This is a genomic window from Pseudomonas sp. X10 (genome assembly GCF_054889225.1).
In genome coordinates this window covers 1,035,784-1,052,092 of sequence record NZ_CM142677.1, presented here as the reverse complement: position 1 = coordinate 1,052,092, position 16,309 = coordinate 1,035,784, and the positions used below count along the sequence as shown (strand labels likewise).

Below are 16,309 nucleotides of genomic sequence, written 5' to 3'. Positions count from 1 at the left end.
CGATGGTCTGTGGCTATTGTCGCCATAGCTGGAGATCACGGGCTCGGCCCCGTAGAATCAGTTCCCTGACTTCAGGAGCCGACCCATGCTGACGGTGATTTCCCCCGCCAAGACCCTCGACTACGACACTCCGCCGGTAACCCAGCGCCACACCCTCCCCCAGTACCTGGATGATTCCCAGCAGTTGATCACCCAACTGCGCGAACTGTCGCCGGCCCAGATCAGCGAACTGATGCACCTGTCCGACAAGCTCGCCGGCCTCAACGCCGCACGCTTCGGTAGCTGGACCCCGGACTTCACCCCGGCCAACGCCAAGCAGGCGCTGCTGGCCTTCAAGGGCGATGTGTACACCGGGCTGGATGCCGAAAGCCTCAGCGAAGACGACTTCAGCTATGCCCAGGAACACCTACGCATGCTTTCCGGCCTTTACGGCCTGCTGCGCCCTCTGGACCTGATGCAACCGTACCGCCTGGAAATGGGCACCAAGCTGGCCAACGCCCGCGGCAAAGACCTCTACGCCTTCTGGGGCACGCGTATCAGCGAATGGCTCAACCAGGCGCTGCTCGACCAGGGCGATGACCTGCTGCTGAACCTGGCCAGCAACGAGTACTTCAGCGCGGTCAAGCGCAGTGCCCTCAAGGCCCGGGTGATCAACACCGAGTTCCGCGACCAGAAGAACGGCCAGTACAAGATCATCAGCTTCTACGCCAAGAAAGCCCGCGGCCTGATGAGCCGCTTCGTGATCCAGGAACGGATCAACGATCCCGAGCGACTCAAGCAGTTCGATGTGCAGGGGTACTACTACAGTGCCGAGCTGTCGAAGCCAGACAACCTGGTATTTCTGCGGGACCATCCGCACGACTGATCCAGACGGCAGCCATGCTTGACGATGAGCGCACCTGGCGAGAGCCTGGCAATCATCGCAGCGCTCGACATTGGCCTTGTGGGAGAGCCGGCGCCCACAAGGCTCCTGCTTTTTGAGCCCGGCACGTTTTACCGCTAGGATGGTTTGACCTGCGCAAACAAGGCCTACTCCATGCTCATCGGCGCCCTGCTCATCCTCACCTGGCTGGTGCTGCTCCTGCGCTACCCGGCCAAAGCCCTGCCCATTTCCCTGTCCGCCATGGTCGGCCTCGGCCTGGTTGCACTGTGGGTCGTCTGGCAAGACAACCGCGAAGCCGCGCAATTGGCCCGCCTCGACCTGCGCCTGAGTTATGCTCCCGAGCAGTGCCCGCCTGACCGCCCTCTGCAGGTGCGCATGACGAACGGCAACAAGGCGCCCCTCCAGGAACTGCGTTGGCGGGTCGGCGCCTACGCCCCTGGCGATACGGTCAACCTCGCCGAGAACACCTACGGCGCTCCACGCTACCGGGGCCCCGGCGAATTGCAGCCGGGAGCGCAGTGGAGCGACTGCCTGCCTCTGCCGCCACTGCGTTCCGGGTATCGGCCACAGACCCTGGAGTTCCGCGCCGAGCGCCTGCAGGGCAGCTTCGCCAACTGACCTCGTAGCACCACGAAGACCTGCGGGATCAGCCTTATGTCGTGATCGAGGGCAACGCCCTCGCCGATACACGATTGTCGTACTATCGCCCCATCTCTCTCATCCAGCAGGCCCCACCATGCCCACCGTCCTCATCACCGGTTGTTCCAGCGGCATCGGCCGCGCCCTGGCCGATGCCTTCCGCGACGCCGGCCACGACGTCTGGGCCACGGCCCGCAAAGCCGAGGATGTCGAGCAACTGACAGCGGCCGGCTTCAATGCCCGGCCGCTCGATGTGAACGACGCCCAGGCGCTGCAACACCTGGCAGAGGAGCTGGAAGAGCGCCACGGCGGCCTGGACATCCTGATCAACAACGCCGGCTACGGCGCCATGGGCCCATTGCTCGACGGCGGCGTCGATGCCATGCGTCAACAGTTCGAAACCAATGTCTTCGCCCCGGTCGGAGTGACCCGCGCCCTCTTCCCGTTGTTGCGCCGCACGCGCGGTCTGGTGGTGAACATCGGCAGCGTTTCTGGCGTGCTAGTGACGCCGTTTGCCGGTGCCTATTGCGCCTCCAAGGCCGCAGTGCACGCCCTGAGCGATGCCCTGCGCCTGGAGCTGGCACCCTTCGGCATCCGGGTGATGGAAGTGCAACCGGGCGCCATCGCCTCGCAGTTCGCCAACAATGCCCAGCGCCAGGCCGAGCAGGTGTTGGCCGCCGATTCGGCCTGGTGGCCGCTGCGTGAGCATATCCAGGCCCGCGCCCGTGCTTCCCAAGACAAGCCAACACCAGCGGCAGTGTTCGCCCAAGGGCTACTGGCAGCCACTCGCAAGACGCCGCCCCCAGCACTGGTGCGCCTGGGCAATGGCAGCACAGCGCTACCACTGATGGCCCGACTGCTGCCGCAACGCCTGCTGGACAAGGTCCTGAGCAAACGCTTCGGCTTGCAACGCCCTCTGTAGAAGCCAGTGTCAGCTGGCGCCTACCAACTTGGCGCTGTCCTGCCCCCTCAGGCCTTCGGCTGTTGTTCGTCGAAGGCCTGCCAACCACCGCCCAGGGCCTTGTACAGGCCGACCAGGGCCTGCGACACCGCCGCCGAGCTGTCGATCCACTGCTCCTCGCTGGCCAGCAAGGCGCCCTGCACGCTCAGCACGTTGAGAAAGTCCACGGCCCCTTCGACATACTGGCGCTGTGCTGTTTCCAGGGCGATGCGGTTCTGCCGCACCGCTTCGGCCAGGCGGTCGCGACGCAACTGGCTGGCGTTGTACAGGCGCAGCACATCGTCGATTTCATGCCACGCACGCAGCACCACCTGACGGTAGTGCAAGGCCGCTTCCTGCTGCTGGGCCTCACGCAGTTCGAGCATGCCGCGCAGGCGGCCACCCTCGAAGATCGGCAAGCTCAGTTGCGGGCCGATGCCGAAGCGCCGTGAATCCCAGGCGCCGAAGTCGCTCAGTTGCATGGCCTGGAAGCCAACGTTGCCGGACAGGCGGATGCTTGGGTAGAAGTCCGCCTTGGCCACACCAATGCTCGCTGTGGCAGCGTGCAATTGCGCTTCGGCCTGGCGGATGTCTGGGCGGCGCTCAGCCAGTTCCGAAGGGACGCCGATGGCGAAACGTTGCTGCGGCGCCGGTAGGTCACCGGCTTCTTGCAGCTCGTTCTGGAGGCTACGCGGTGGCTCGGCGGCGAGCAGGCTAAGGGCATTGATCAGGTCGGCCTGCTGCGCTTCGAGGGTCGGCAGGCGTGATTCGATCGAAGCCACCTGGGCACTGGCCTGGGCCACGTCAAGGCGGGTGGCGACGCCATCGTTCTGGCGCAGTTGCGACAGTTTCAAGCTGTGCTTGGCCACCTCCAGGTTGTCACGCGTCACCGCCAGGGTGTGCTGCACGGCGCGCAACTGGATGTAATTGCCGGCGGTCTCGGAGAGCAGCGCCAGGAGCACGCCCCGGCGGTCGTTCTCGGCTACCTCCACCGAGGCGTCGGCGGCTTCGACCTGGCGCCGCACTCGGCCCCAGAGGTCCAGCTCCCAGCTGGCGGTTAGGTCACCCTGCCAGAGATTGAACGCCGACTTGCCAGCCTTGCCGGATGGGTCGTTGAGGCCTTCGGCACTGTTGCGGGCGCGGCTGTAGCCGCCGTTCAGGTCCACCGACGGCGTTTCATCGGCGGCAATGCTACTGCGCAGGGCCCGGCTCTGCAGCAGACGTGCGCTGGCCATCTGCAAGTCCAGATTGCGCTCGGCCACCCGCTCGATCAGGGCACTGAGCCTGGCGTCATGGAAGTTCTCCCACCAGCGCATTTCCAGTGGTTCGGCCTGAGGCTGGCTTGGCCCGGCATCACCCTGCAACGGGCCCCAGGCGCTTGGTGCCTGGCTGTCAGGGCGCTGGAAGTCCGGCCCCAGCGTGCAACCGGCCAGCACCAACGCGAGCAGCGTGGGGCCAAGGCGTAATGCAGGTTTCATCGGGTGCTGACCTCTTTGCCGGACAGGGTATCGCCGCGGGTGTCGATGGTCGCTTCCACCGACATGCCGACGCGCAGGCGCTCAAGCAGCGGCTGATCAGCGTCGAAGACGATCTTCACCGGAATACGCTGGACCACCTTGGTGAAGTTGCCAGTGGCGTTGTCCGGCTTGACCGCGGCGAAGGTCACACCAGTGGCCGGGGCGATGCTTTCGACATGGCCGTTCAGGGTTTCACCGGAGAAGGTATCGACACTGATGCTCACCGGCTGGCCGGGCTGCACGTGGGTCAGCTGGGTTTCCTGGAAGTTGCCCACCACATAGGCCCGAGCCAGAGGCACCACCGAGAGCAGGCGGGCCCCTGGGTTGACGTAGGCGCCGACACGCAGCGCACGCTCACCGACCATGCCGTCGACCGGTGCAGTGATGCGGGTGTAGGACAGGTCCAGGCGCGCCCGCTCCAAGTCGGCCTCGGCACGCTTGAACTGGCCATCGGCGCTGGCCACCTGGGCATTGAGGATGTCCACCTGCTTGCGTGCCGCCAACAGCGCCGCCTGGGTGTTGGCCAAGCGCGCCTTGGCCTGGTCGACACGGCTGCGCGCCTGCTGGGCATTCTGCACCGTGCCGGCGCCCTGCTCGGCCAGGCGGCTGTAGCGGGTGACCTCATGATTGGCGAAAGCCATTTCCGCCTGGGCGGCGTTCACCGCGGCCTGGGCCTGGGCGATCACTGAGGCCTGGCGTTCCAGGGTGGCGCGGGCATCTTCGCTTTGCGCCTTGGCCACCAGCAATTGCGCTTCGGCAGCCGCCAGGGCGGCCTGGTAGTCGCGCTCATCGATCAGCGCCAGCAACTGGCCGGCCTTGACCTGCTGGTTGTCTTCGACCAGCACTTCCTTGATGAAGCCGGCGACCTTGGGCGCGACCACGGTGTAGTCGGCGGTCACATAGGCGTCGTTGGTGGTCTGCGCCTGGTTGCGGCCCAGCAGCCAGGGCCCTAACAGGCCGGACAACACGGCCACGGCGAGCACAGAGCCGATCAGAAGGGTTTTACGGTTATTGGTCATTTTTCAGCAGTCTCGAATTCATCCAGAGGCTCAGGCCACCGCACGCGGTGGGTAAACCCGGGTAGGCACGAAAGGAATCAGGCAAATCAAGGCCACGGCGATCAGCGCCATGACCAGGTAAAGATCGGCCGAGGTCAGCACCAGGGCCTGTTCATGGATACGGCGGGCCAGGTCCGGCGCACGGTCATCGATCAGCGGCGCGTTGCCCAGGCTGTCCACCAGGTGGTTGGAGTGAAAGTGCCGACGCAGCGTCCCCAAGGCATCGAGCAGGCCGCCCGCGATCACCGCGGCCAGGCCCTTGACCGTGTTGAACCAGGCCGAGGCGAACGGCCCGTCCTGGGGGCTCATGCCGTTGGTGGAGAGCATCAGCAACGGCAGCACGGCCATCGGCTGGCCGAACACCTGCAGCAGTTGCAGCAGGTAGAAGTTGTCGCGAATCCACTCCGAGGTCAGCTGGGTGCCGCCGATGCAGGTCAGCGCCAGCATGCCCAGGCCGACAGCCAGCACCCAGCGGCAGTCCACCGCACGGATATTGCACAGGGCCGCTACCAACGGCAGCGCCACCAGTTGAGGCATGGCCACCAGCAGCATCAGCGGGCTGGTCTGGGCCGGGCGGTAACCCTGGATCTGCGCCAGGTAGGCCGAAGGAATGCTGATCACCGCCGAAAGCACCACCAACACCCCAGCCAGGGTCAACAAGGCAAAGCTCAGGTTGCGCCGCCCAAGCATGCGCAACTGGAAGAACGGCAGCGGCTCGGACCACTCGTTGTAGAGGAACAGCACCAGCAACAGCAGGCCACCGCCGAGCAGCCAGCAGATCAGCGGCGAATCGAACCAACCCCAGCGGTCGCCCAGGCTCAGGCCGATCACCAGCGAGCTGATCGCCGGCAACCCCAGCAACACGCCACGCCAATCGAACTGCTTGAAGCGCTCCAGGCGCAACGGGTCCTGGGGCAGGCCCCAGCCGACGCAGAACATAGCCAGCAGCGACGGCAGGATGATCTGCCAGAACGCCCACTGCCAGCCGACGTACTCGGTCCACAAGCCGGCCAGTGGCGTGCCCAGGTTGGGCCCGAAGGTGGCGGTCAGGGCGTAGCAGGCCAGGCCGTAGACCTTGATCCCCGGCGGCAGGAAGCGCAGCGCCACGCTCATCAGCATGGGCGGCAAGGCGCCCGAGGCCAGGCCTTGCAGCACGCGCAGTAGCATCAGGCTATGCAGGTCCGGCGCATAGGGCTGGATCAGCCCGAGCACGGCGAACAAGCCGATGGCGCAGAGGGTGAAGCGGCGCAAGGAAAAGGTCGCAGCCAGCCAGGGAGAGAAGGCCATGGCCGAGACCGATGCGGCGGAATACACCGCCAGCAACCAGGCGCCTTCGTCAGCGCCAATGCCCATGGCGCCACGGATATCGGCCAGCGAAACCTTGGTCACCATTTCGTTGAGCCCGGCGCACAGCACCGCCAGCAACACGCCGAACAGCCCGACCACCACGCGCAGGCCAAAGGCCGTTTGCGCTGGGGGGCTGGCTGCGGGCGCAGCAGCGAGCGCGACAGTTGGCGCGGACAGCGAACTCATGGGAAGAAATCTCCGGCAACAAATTTACCAGGTGAAGTCTAAAAAGCCTGAATGCTGACGAAAACTGACATATCAGCAGTTTACAGTTGCGCCAGACGCAATCCGCTGTTTCAAGGATCGACGCTGCAGCAGTTCTTCAGGGTCTGGCGCAGCCAGCGGTGGGCCGGGTCGTTATGGAAGCGCGGATGCCAGGCCTGCATCACCGTCACCCGCTCCAGCGACAAGGGGATGTGGAAGGAGCGCAGGGGCAGGCCGAGCTTGTTGACGCTATTGAGGATATTGGCCGGCATTGGCAGCAGCAGGTCGGAGTCCGGCAGGGAAAACATCGCGGAGTGGAAGCTTGGAGTGATCAACGCCACCCGCCGCTGCACCTTGTGGTTGGCCAGCTCGACATCGATCGGGCCATTGGCACGGCCTCGGCGCGACACACTGATCTGCGGGTAAGCGGCAAAGCGCTCGGGGCTGATCTCGCCGTCGAAGATCGGATGATCACGCCGCGCCAGCCCCACATAGACGGTGTTGAACAAGCTCTGCACCTTGATCTCCGGGCCCAGGTCGATGCTCGAGCTGATGATCAGGTCGGTGCGGCCATCACGCAGCACAGCGTCGTCATCCCCACCGCTTTCCGGTACGAAGCGCAGCACGGTGCGCGGTGCTTGCTCGTGCATCATGCGCAGCAACTGGGCGCCGTAGAGGGCGATGAACAGGTCATTGGTGCGGATATTGAACGCCCGGTCGAGGTTCGGCAGGTCGACCTCGTCGCCACTGCGAAACACTTGCCCAGCCTGCTCCACCAGCGCCCGCACCTGCTCGCGCAGGGCCAGGGCACGCGGCGTCGGCACCAGGCCACGGCCGGCGCGGACCAGGATCGGATCACCGAGGGCATCGCGGATCCGGCCCAGGGTCCGGCTCATGGCGGCCGGGCTCAGGTTCATGCGCTGCGCCGCGCCGACAACGCTGCCCTCGTCGAGCAAGGCATCGAGGGCGACCAACAGGTTCATATCCGGGAGCTGCATTGCCGGGCTTCCATGGGCAGGTGGATGAATCGGGAAAGCTTACCAGCAGCTTGAGCGGGTTGCGCCTGGCACAACTACAGAGTGCATGGCAGGCCATTTATCCGCGGGCTGTTCATGGCCAAGAATGCGGGATTGATCTTGCGCCCAAGGAGACCGCATGCCCAGTAACGTCCTGATCGCCATCGACGCCTCCCCCGCGTCCAGCGGCCTGCTCGACCTCGCCCGCCGCTATTGCCAGCCCGAGCGCCACCGACTCCATGTGCTGTTGGCCATCGACTCGACCTTTGCCGTGCACGACAGGCCCGCCCCTATCCGCCAGGACGAACTCGAGGAGTACCCCGCCGCGTGCGAGGAACAGCGCCTCGCCGACAGCGCCGTGGCCAGCGCGGTTCGGGGCCTGCGTGAGAGCGGTTTTACCTGTGAAGGCAAGCTGGTCGCGGCGGAGCCTGTGGAAGCCATCGTCAGCCAGGCCGAAGCGCTTGGCTGCGAGTTGATAGTCATGGGGCACCGCCACCTATCGCGGCTGGGACGGTTACTGGACCCGTCGATCAGCAGCAAGGTGATCGACCGGGTGGCGTGTCCGGTGTTGGTGTGCGCGACTATCTAGCCGCACCTGCAGCGACAACGTCGGCCACGTGCATTGGGCGACACTCAACCCTCTCCCGGTTTCACCACCACCGTACAGGTCGTCCCCGCCGCCAGCAGAAACCCTTCGGGCACCTCGTCGATATGAATCCGCACCGGCACCCGCTGGGCCAGGCGCACCCAGTTGAAGGTCGGGTTGACGTCGGCGATCAGTTCGCGGCTTTCAGGGTTGTCGCGGTCATAGATGCCGCGGGCGATGCTCTCGACATGGCCCTTGAGGCGCTCGCCGCTCATCATCTGCAACTCAGCCTGGTCACCGACCTTCACGTGCGGCAGCTTGGTTTCCTCGAAGAAGCCATAGACCCAGAACGAGTGCTCATCCACCACCGCCATCTTCGCCTCACCGGTGCGGGCGTAGTCGCCCTTGTGCACGTTGAGGTTGGTTACGTAACCGTCGACGGTGGCGAGGATTCGAGTGCGCTTCAGGTTGAGCTCGGCCGCGGCCAGCTCGGCCTGGGCCTGCTGGTAATCGGCCAGGGCGGCATTGGCGATGTTGCTGGCGTCTTCACGGTTCTCCCTGGAGATCACCAGGTTGTCCAGGTCGGCGCGGCGGTGGGCGTTGACCTTACGCATCTCCCAGGTGGCCTTGCGCGATGAGACCAGGGCCTGGGCCTGCTTGACCGCCAATTCGTAGTGTGCAGGATCGATCTGGATCAGCAGGTCACCCTTCTGCACACGCTGGTTGTCGCGCACCGGCACATCGACCACATAGCCAGGCACGTCGGCGGCGACGTTGATGATGTCGGCACGCACCCGGCCGTCACGGGTCCAGGGCGTGGTCATGTAGTGCAACCACAACTGCCGACCGATCACCACGGCAGCAGCCAGCACGAGCAGGGTGGCGATCAGGCTGAAAAACTTTTTCATCGACAGGAATCTCACCAGTAGACAGGCAGCGCCATGGCGCCAAAGAGGCAGATGAACAGGCTCAGGCGCAGCAGCGCCGGGTGCCAGAAGAAGCGGTAGCCGTCATGGCTTGCGATGAAACGGTCCAGGCCCCAGGCCAAACCGGCGGCAAGCAGGAACATCAGGGTCATCATCGGCATGTACACGCCATGGAAGGCGATTTCACGGGGCATGGGGCAGTCCTTTGGCCGGGGCCAGGGCGGCCAGCGGCGACTGGGGGTCGAGCAGGGAGGTACGGATGAAATGCAGGTAGCTCTGCACCCGGCGCAGGGCCGAGGTGTCGAAGTGCCGGGCAAAGGGTTCGTCGGTGGCCTGCACACGGCTGATGGCATGGTCCACCGCCACCAGAGCGCGCTCGTGATTGCTCGCGCTCGGCTGCAGGAACAACCGCGCCAAGGCCCGGCCCATCACGCGGATGGCCTGGCGCCAGGGCTGCGACTCGGCGTAGCACGGATGCACCGGCAGCACCGCCTGCTCCTTGCGCAACTCGATGATCGCATGGCCGACCTCCAGCGCTACGAACATCCAACGCAGCAGGTTGCTCTGTACCAACGGCTTGCCGGCGGCCAGGCCATAGGCCTGGTGCAGCAGGTCACGGGTGCGGCTCTCGAACGCCGAGCCGAGCCCGCGCAGCCGGCCGCTGAGAGCGAACAGCACCTGGCCACGCAGGTCTTGCTCCAGGCGGCTCCATAACCAGCGGCTGTTCGGCGGCAGGATGATCGCCCCGGCGGCGGCGCAGACCAGCATGCCGATAACCATGCCGATGTAGTCGTTGATGAAGGTGTAGGGGTCATAGACCGTCAGGTTGTTCGGCACCGAGCCGATGGCGAAGAACACCAGAAGGCCCAGGCCGTACCCAGCATAGGCTGGCCGCGAGGCGAGAAAGGCACCGAGTACGAACACCGGCGCCAGCACCATGCAAAGCAAGGGGAAGCCATCGATCCAAGGGAAGACGAAGAAGGTTTCGAAGAAGCCGATGAACGCGCCCAGCAAGGTGCCGCAGGCCATCTGGAAAGACATGCGCCTGGGGTTGGGCGACGCCGCCGACAGGCCGACCGTGACCGTGGCGATCAACGTCATCATCGCCCCGCTGGGCCAGTCGGTGAGGATCCAGTAACTGCCCAGCAGCAACAGCACCACCGAGGCGCGCATGCCGGCGGCAAGCGACACCAGCCAGTTGGTCTGCGCCACGTAGGGTTCGTCCCACTGCTCCCGCTCATGCTTGTGGGCAGACAGCGAGGCGTGGGTCTGCGCGTAGTTGTGCATGTCGTCGACGAAGCGATACAGCAGCTCGTAGGCAGTGTGGAAATCCAGCAGGTCGGACTCGCTCGGACCGGTCTCCACATAGGCGGCGCGCAGGCTGCGCACCTGAGCCGGCAGGCCTTCCTTGTAGGCCGCCAGCTCCAGGGTCAGGCGCAGGGCGTCGGCATCGGTGAGGGCACGGCCGACGTAGGGTTCGAGCAGCTCGACCAGGGTCTTCAGGCCCGGCTCGATGGCACTGACGATCTGCAGTGGACCGCGCAGGCGCAAGCGTTCGAGCAGTTGGTGCAAGGCGTTGAAACGCGTGGTGATGGCCATGAACTCGCTGTTCATGCGCACCAGGCGGCCATTGCGCCGACGCATGTGCGGGTCTTCGAAAGCGGTGACGTTGCGCAGGCTTTCCAGGCCCACCGCCTCGGCGATGAAGCGCACGTTGCTGCTCTCGAAGCGGTCGCGCTGGCTGTCGCCACGCAAGCCCTCGACCACGAACCCGGCGAACACGCCAAAGCGCTGGTACAGGGCGTTGCGCATCGCTGCGCTGGCCGACTGAGGCAGGATCGCCGCGCTGACCAGGGTCGAAACCAGGATGCCCAGGGAGATTTCCAGCCCCCGCCATACGGCCGCCATGAAGGCATCCTGCGGGTGCTCCAGCACCGGTAGGCCGATCATCGCAGCGGTGTAGCCGGCCAGCACGAAAGCGTAGGCGCGCAGGGTGCGGTAGCGCATGGCGCCTGCCGAGCACAACCCAACCCACAGGGCCAGGCTGGGCAGGAACAGTTCGGTGTTCTGTGGGAACAGGGCGATCAACGCCACCATCATCGACGAGCCGGCCAGGGTACCGAGCACCCGGTAGAAACTCTTGGCGAAGACATGGCCGCTCTGCGGCTGCATGACGATGAACACCGTGATCATCGCCGTGCGCGGCTGCGGCAGCTCCAGGCGCATGGCCAACCAGAGGGTGATGAAGGCCGCCGCGAGCACCTTGAAGATATAGACCCAGGTCACCCCGTCGGTGCGCGCCCAGGCGAAGAACCCACGGCGCCACTCCAGGCTGGCCAGCCAGCGCGTGGACAAGCTCAATGCGCTCATTCAGGTTGGCTCGGTGTGTCGAAGAGGGCGAGGGCCGCCGGCGTTCGAGGGGCTGTTTGACGCTCCTCATCCGGCACATCGCTCCCTGCGTCAAGCCCCCCGCCCAGGGCCGTGACCAGCTCGGCATGGGCGGTCAGGCGCGCGGCGCGCACCTGTTGCTGGAGCTGCTGCTGGCGGAACAGCAGGGTCTGGGCGTTGAGTACGTTCAGGTAATCGGTCAGGCCACGCTGGAAAGCGACCATGGCGATGTCGTAAGTCTTCTGTGCCGCCGCCACCGACTCGGCGGTGAAGTGCGCCTGCTCCTTCATCGACTCACGGCGGATCAGTTGGTCAGAGATGCCCTTGAGCGCTTCGACCACGGTCTGGTTGTAGTGGGCCACGGCGATGTCGTAGCCGGCCGAGGCAACGCCCAGTTGTGAGCGCAAGCGACCGCCATCGAAGATCGGCAGGCTGATGGCAGGGCCGACGTTGTAGTTGAACTTGCGCCCGGTGATGAACTCCAGCGGACCGCCACCGGTGGCCATGAAACCCAGGCCACCGACCAGGTCGACGTTGGGGAAGAAGCCGGCATGGGCGACATCGATGCCGCGGGCCTGGGCCGCCACCTGCCAGCGACTGGCGACCACGTCGGGGCGCTGGCCGACCAGTTCGGCGGGCAAGGCCGATGGCAGTTTCAGCGGTGCGCCGAGGGACAGCTCGGGACGCTGGATCTTCGCCCCCTCCCCCGGCCCCTGTCCGGCCAGCGCCGCCAGCTGGTTGCGCGCCAGGGCAATCTCCTCGTTGAGGGCATCGAGCTGGCGATGGGTTTCCGGCAATGGCGCCTGCGCCTGGCTGACCTCGAAATGCGTGCCAATACCACCGGCCAGGCGTCGCTCGGCCAGGGCGAGGATCTGCTCCTGCTGCTCCAGCTCGGCCTTGACGATATCGCGACGGGCGAAGTGCAAGGCCAGCTGGATATAGACCTTGACCACGTTGTTCTGCAGTTCCAGCTGGGCCTGGCGTGCCAGGGCCGCGCTCATATGGGCCATGTCCACGGCCTGTTCGCTGGCGTTGCGCTCGCGTCCCCAGAGGTCCAGGGCATAGCTGAAACCAAGGGCGGCGTTGTTGTCCCAGGTGTTGGCCCCGGACAGTGCGCCAGGGCCGTAGAACTGATCCTCCGGCCAGTTGTGGCGCTTGAGGCTGGCCTGGCCGTTGACTTGCAGCTTCTGCGCCGACTCGACCACCCCGGCCATGGCCTTGGCTTCACGCACCCGCGCCGCGGCGATCGCCAGGCTCGGGCTGCCGGCCAGCGCCAACGCCATCCAATGGTCCAGCTGGGCATCGCCATAGGCATGCCACCACTGCTGCTCCGGCCAGTGGGCGTCTTGGGCGGCCTCACGGATCGCCTCGTCGGTGGTCAGGGTATTGGCTTGCAGCGTCTTGCTTTGCGGGGCGATGCCCCAGGTTCCGATACAGCCGCTCAAGGTCAAGCTAAGGGCACAGGCACTGAGCGCATTCAACGCTCTGATGATGCGACGCGGCACAACTGCAAATTCCCGAGGAGAAGTGGATAACGCTAGGAGAGCGCAATTCTAGGGGGCGGCCACACTGGCGATAAGCATGTATTCCTGCGAATCTTTGTTACGAAAACAGCGATAATCCGGCTTTAGTCGGAAGACCGACGCGTTTACTTCATGTCACAATTTGTCGTCTACTTCGAGAGCGACCCATGGACACCTTGCAAAACATGCGTGCTTTTAGCTGCGTAGCCCAAGTCGGCAGCTTCACTGCTGCGGCCGCGCAACTGGATACGACCACCGCGAACGTCTCGCGGGCGGTTTCCAACCTGGAAGCCCATCTGCAAACCCGACTGCTCAACCGCACCACCCGCCGTATCGCCCTGACCGAGGCTGGCAAGCGCTACCTGATGCGCTGCGAGCAGATCCTCACCTATGTGGAGGAAGCCGAGGCCGAGGCCAGCGATGCCCATGCCCGCCCGGCCGGGCAACTGAAAGTGCATTCGATGTCCGGCGTCGGCCAGCACTTCGTCATCGACGCTATCGCCCGCTACCGTGAAACCCACCCGGACGTGACCTTCGACCTGACCATGGCCAACCGCGTGCCGGACCTGCTCGACGAGGGCTACGACGTGTCCATCGTGCTGGCCAGCGAGCTGCCGGACTCCGGCTTCGTCTCCCAGCGCCTGGGGATCACCTACAGCATCGTCTGTGCCTCGCCCGACTACGTGGCCAAACACGGCATCGCGCGCAAACCGATGGACCTGGTCAACCATGCCTGCCTGCGCATGGTCAGCCCGGTGATCCCACTGGAGAAGTGGCTGTTCGACGGCCCGGAAGGCCAGGAGGTGGTCACCATTACCCAGGCACCATTCCAGGTGAACTCCGCCGATGCCATGAAGACCGCGATCCGCAGTGGCATGGGCGTTGGCGTGCTGCCGATCTACTCGGCCATCGACGGCCTGCGCGATGGCAGCCTGGTGCGGGTGATGCCCGAGTACCGCCTGCAGGAACTGAACCTGTACGCCATCTACCCATCGCGCCAGTACCTGGATGCCAAGATCAAGACCTGGGTCGAGTACCTGCGCAACTCCCTGCCGGAGATCCTCGCGGCCCACGAGGCAGACCTGAAGACCCACGAGTTGCTCATCGCCAACTGATCTCGGCGGCAAGCTTCAAGCCACAGGTAAAAGCGCATCGGTATGCGGCCGGCCTTTTCTTGCAGCTTGAAGCTTAAAGCTTGTAACTTGACGGCCCCCGTCTTGCAGAGAGTTGACGATGAAAAAGACCGTCCTGGCCTTCAGCCGCGTTACCCCCGCCACAGTCGAACGCTTGCAGCAAGATTTCACTGTCATCGTGCCGAACCCCAAGCAAGGGGATATCGCCGCCCAGTTCAACGAAGCCCTGCCCGAGGCCCATGGCCTGATCGGCGTCGGCCGCAAGCTTGGCCGTGACCAACTCGAAGGCGCGGCGAAACTGGAAGTGGTGTCGAGCATCTCGGTCGGGTACGACAACTATGACCTGGCCTACTTCAACGAACGCGGCATCGCCCTGACCAACACCCCCGACGTGCTCACCGAAAGCACCGCCGACCTGGCCTTCGCCCTAGTCATGGGCTGTGCCCGCCGGGTCGCCGAACTGGACGCCTGGACCAAGGCCGGCCAGTGGAAGGCTACCGTCAGCCCGGCCCAATTCGGCAGTGACGTGCATGGCAAGACCCTGGGCATCGTGGGCCTGGGCAACATCGGCGCGGCCATCGCCCGCCGTGGCCACTTCGGCTTCAACATGCCGGTCATCTACTCCGGCAACAACCGTAAGCCGGAGCTCGAGCAAGCGTTGGGCGCCCAGTACCGCACCCTCGACCAGTTGCTCGCCGAGGCCGACTTCGTCTGCCTGGTGGTGCCGTTGAGCGCCGCCACCCGCAAACTGATCGGGGCCCGCGAGCTGCAACTGATGAAGCCCAGCGCCTTCCTGATCAACATCTCCCGAGGGCCGGTGGTGGATGAAGCGGCGCTGATCGACGCACTGCAAAAAGGCACCCTCCGTGGCGCCGGCCTGGATGTGTACGAGAAGGAACCGCTGAGCGAATCTCCGCTGTTCCAACTGCCCAACGCCCTGACCCTGCCGCACATCGGCTCGGCCACCGCCGAGACCCGCGACGCCATGGCCAACCGCGCGGTGGACAACCTGCGGGCAGCGTTGCTGGGTGAGCGGCCACAGGACCTGGTGAACCCGCAGGTGTGGAAGTAAGCCTGCCGAAACGTTGCCTGCACACCTCGGCTTCCGCGACCGACGTAAGACCGGTACAGGCAACACTTGATCGATGAACTAACGCAAGGCCACACGCCCCTCCAGCCCCTTCGGCCTGGCCTTGCGGAACACCAGCACGTTCCCCAGCATCACCAACACCAGCCCCAGCAATGCCGGTGCGGTCCATTGATACCCCTCGGCAAAGGCCGAGACATTCAGCGCAACCAGCGGGAATAGCACGGTGCAGTAGGCCGCGCGCTCCGGGCCCATGCGCCCGACCAAGGTCAGGTAGGCGGTAAAGCCGATCACCGAGCCGGGAATCACCAGGTACAGCAACGAGCCGATATAGCGGACATTCCATTCCATGGCGAAGGGAATGCCGCTGAGCAGGCAGTAGATGCCCAGCATCCCTGCGCCGTAGAGCATGCCCCAGGCATTGGTGGTCATGGGCCTGAGCCCTGCCTTCTGCTGCAGACTGGAGAGCATGTTGCCCGCCGAAAAACACAGGGTGCCAAGCAGCGCCAGGCCCAGGCCGATCAAGGTCTCGGGGCTGGCCGCATGGCCGGCCAGTTCGGGCCAGAACAACAACCCCAGACCCGCCAGACCCAAGGCGCCCCCCGCGAGCACATTGGCCGCGATCCGCTGGCCGAAGAACACCCGGGCATTGAGCGCGTTCCACAGGGTCGCAGTGGAGAACACCACGGCGATCAGGCCGCTGGCGATCCACTGGCTGGCGGTGAGGAAGCACATGAAATTGACGCAGAACAGGCACAACCCCTGGGCCAGGCAGACCAGGTGGCCACGCCGGTTCATCGGTTGCAAGCGACGGCTGAGCAACAGGATGGCAAACAGGATCAACCCGGCCAGGGCAAAGCGATAGACAATCGACACCGGGATATCAACCACTCCCAGTTGCAGCTTCAAAGCGATCCAAGTGGTGCCCCAGATAAGGACGGTCAAGAGGTACAGCGACAGGTTCATGGCAAGGGTCCTCAGGTTAACCGTTCAATGCCAGCCAGAACCCCAGGGGCAGCTACCCGCCACACTGGTATGAAGCGTACGCAGAACCTGAGCGGC

15 protein-coding genes are annotated in these 16,309 nt (G+C 65.0%); 6 read left to right on the top strand and 9 right to left on the bottom strand.

Features of this window, described 5'->3' with window-relative positions; genetic code table 11:
- The first annotated feature begins 85 nt into the window (after positions 1–85).
- The 3 genes from yaaA (at position 86) to ACYU03_RS04900 (ending at position 2,444) form a co-directional block, all read left to right on the top strand.
- The gene (yaaA, locus tag ACYU03_RS04910; protein ID WP_461888482.1) at positions 86–865 is read left to right on the top strand and encodes a peroxide stress protein YaaA; all 780 of its coding nucleotides are present in this window, start codon (positions 86–88) and stop codon (positions 863–865) included.
- Positions 866–1,036: 171 nt separating this feature from the next.
- Positions 1,037–1,501 (top strand): multidrug transporter, encoded by a 465-nt coding sequence (locus ACYU03_RS04905; protein WP_461888480.1) that lies wholly within the window; start codon positions 1,037–1,039, stop codon positions 1,499–1,501.
- Between the two features lie 118 nt (positions 1,502–1,619).
- Positions 1,620–2,444 carry an SDR family oxidoreductase gene (locus ACYU03_RS04900; RefSeq protein ID WP_461888478.1) on the top strand — a complete coding sequence of 275 codons (825 nt, stop codon included), beginning with the start codon at positions 1,620–1,622 and terminating at the stop codon, positions 2,442–2,444.
- 47 nt (positions 2,445–2,491) lie between these two features.
- Here the strand turns inward: ACYU03_RS04900 and ACYU03_RS04895 are convergent, their stop codons facing one another.
- The 4 genes from ACYU03_RS04895 to ACYU03_RS04880 form a co-directional block, all read right to left on the bottom strand.
- Complete coding sequence (locus ACYU03_RS04895; protein ID WP_461888477.1) at positions 2,492–3,940, bottom strand: efflux transporter outer membrane subunit; 1,449 nt, start codon at positions 3,938–3,940, stop codon at positions 2,492–2,494.
- The gene (locus ACYU03_RS04890) at positions 3,937–4,998 is read right to left on the bottom strand and encodes an HlyD family secretion protein (protein WP_461888475.1); all 1,062 of its coding nucleotides are present in this window, start codon (positions 4,996–4,998) and stop codon (positions 3,937–3,939) included. Before ACYU03_RS04890 ends, ACYU03_RS04895 begins: the two co-directional genes overlap by 4 nt.
- A 30-nt stretch (positions 4,999–5,028) precedes the next feature.
- Positions 5,029–6,570 (bottom strand): MFS transporter, encoded by a 1,542-nt coding sequence (locus tag ACYU03_RS04885; protein ID WP_461888473.1) that lies wholly within the window; start codon positions 6,568–6,570, stop codon positions 5,029–5,031.
- 110 nt (positions 6,571–6,680) lie between these two features.
- Entirely contained in the window at positions 6,681–7,586 is a 906-nt protein-coding gene (locus ACYU03_RS04880; protein ID WP_461888471.1) for a LysR family transcriptional regulator, read from the bottom strand.
- 157 nt (positions 7,587–7,743) lie between these two features.
- Between ACYU03_RS04880 and ACYU03_RS04875 the strand changes: the two genes are divergently transcribed.
- Entirely contained in the window at positions 7,744–8,193 is a 450-nt protein-coding gene (locus ACYU03_RS04875) for a universal stress protein (RefSeq protein WP_461888470.1), read from the top strand.
- A gap of 44 nt (positions 8,194–8,237) precedes the next feature.
- On the opposite strand, the gene ACYU03_RS04870 is transcribed toward ACYU03_RS04875, so the two are convergent.
- The 4 genes from ACYU03_RS04870 to ACYU03_RS04855 are packed head-to-tail and all read right to left on the bottom strand — an operon-like array spanning position 8,238 to position 13,009.
- On the bottom strand, positions 8,238–9,098 hold the full coding sequence (locus ACYU03_RS04870; protein ID WP_461888468.1) for an efflux RND transporter periplasmic adaptor subunit: 861 nt from the start codon (positions 9,096–9,098) through the stop codon (positions 8,238–8,240).
- A gap of 11 nt (positions 9,099–9,109) precedes the next feature.
- Positions 9,110–9,310: a DUF1656 domain-containing protein gene (locus ACYU03_RS04865; RefSeq protein WP_461888466.1), complete on the bottom strand. Its 201-nt coding sequence runs from the start codon at positions 9,308–9,310 to the stop codon at positions 9,110–9,112.
- Entirely contained in the window at positions 9,300–11,486 is a 2,187-nt protein-coding gene (locus ACYU03_RS04860; RefSeq protein WP_461888464.1) for an FUSC family protein, read from the bottom strand. Before ACYU03_RS04860 ends, ACYU03_RS04865 begins: the two co-directional genes overlap by 11 nt.
- Complete coding sequence (locus ACYU03_RS04855; RefSeq protein WP_461888462.1) at positions 11,483–13,009, bottom strand: efflux transporter outer membrane subunit; 1,527 nt, start codon at positions 13,007–13,009, stop codon at positions 11,483–11,485. The genes ACYU03_RS04860 and ACYU03_RS04855 overlap by 4 nt, the downstream gene beginning before the upstream one ends.
- Positions 13,010–13,194: 185 nt before the next feature.
- Between ACYU03_RS04855 and ACYU03_RS04850 the strand changes: the two genes are divergently transcribed.
- Together ACYU03_RS04850 and ACYU03_RS04845 are read left to right on the top strand one after the other, a co-directional pair.
- Positions 13,195–14,142, top strand: coding sequence for a LysR family transcriptional regulator (locus tag ACYU03_RS04850; RefSeq protein WP_461888460.1), 948 nt, complete (start codon positions 13,195–13,197; stop codon positions 14,140–14,142).
- Positions 14,143–14,260: 118 nt separating this feature from the next.
- Positions 14,261–15,232: a 2-hydroxyacid dehydrogenase gene (locus tag ACYU03_RS04845; protein WP_461888458.1), complete on the top strand. Its 972-nt coding sequence runs from the start codon at positions 14,261–14,263 to the stop codon at positions 15,230–15,232.
- Between the two features lie 78 nt (positions 15,233–15,310).
- Here ACYU03_RS04845 and ACYU03_RS04840 read toward each other — a convergent pair whose 3' ends face one another.
- Positions 15,311–16,213 carry a DMT family transporter gene (locus tag ACYU03_RS04840; RefSeq protein WP_461888456.1) on the bottom strand — a complete coding sequence of 301 codons (903 nt, stop codon included), beginning with the start codon at positions 16,211–16,213 and terminating at the stop codon, positions 15,311–15,313.
- Positions 16,214–16,309 lie beyond the last annotated feature (96 nt).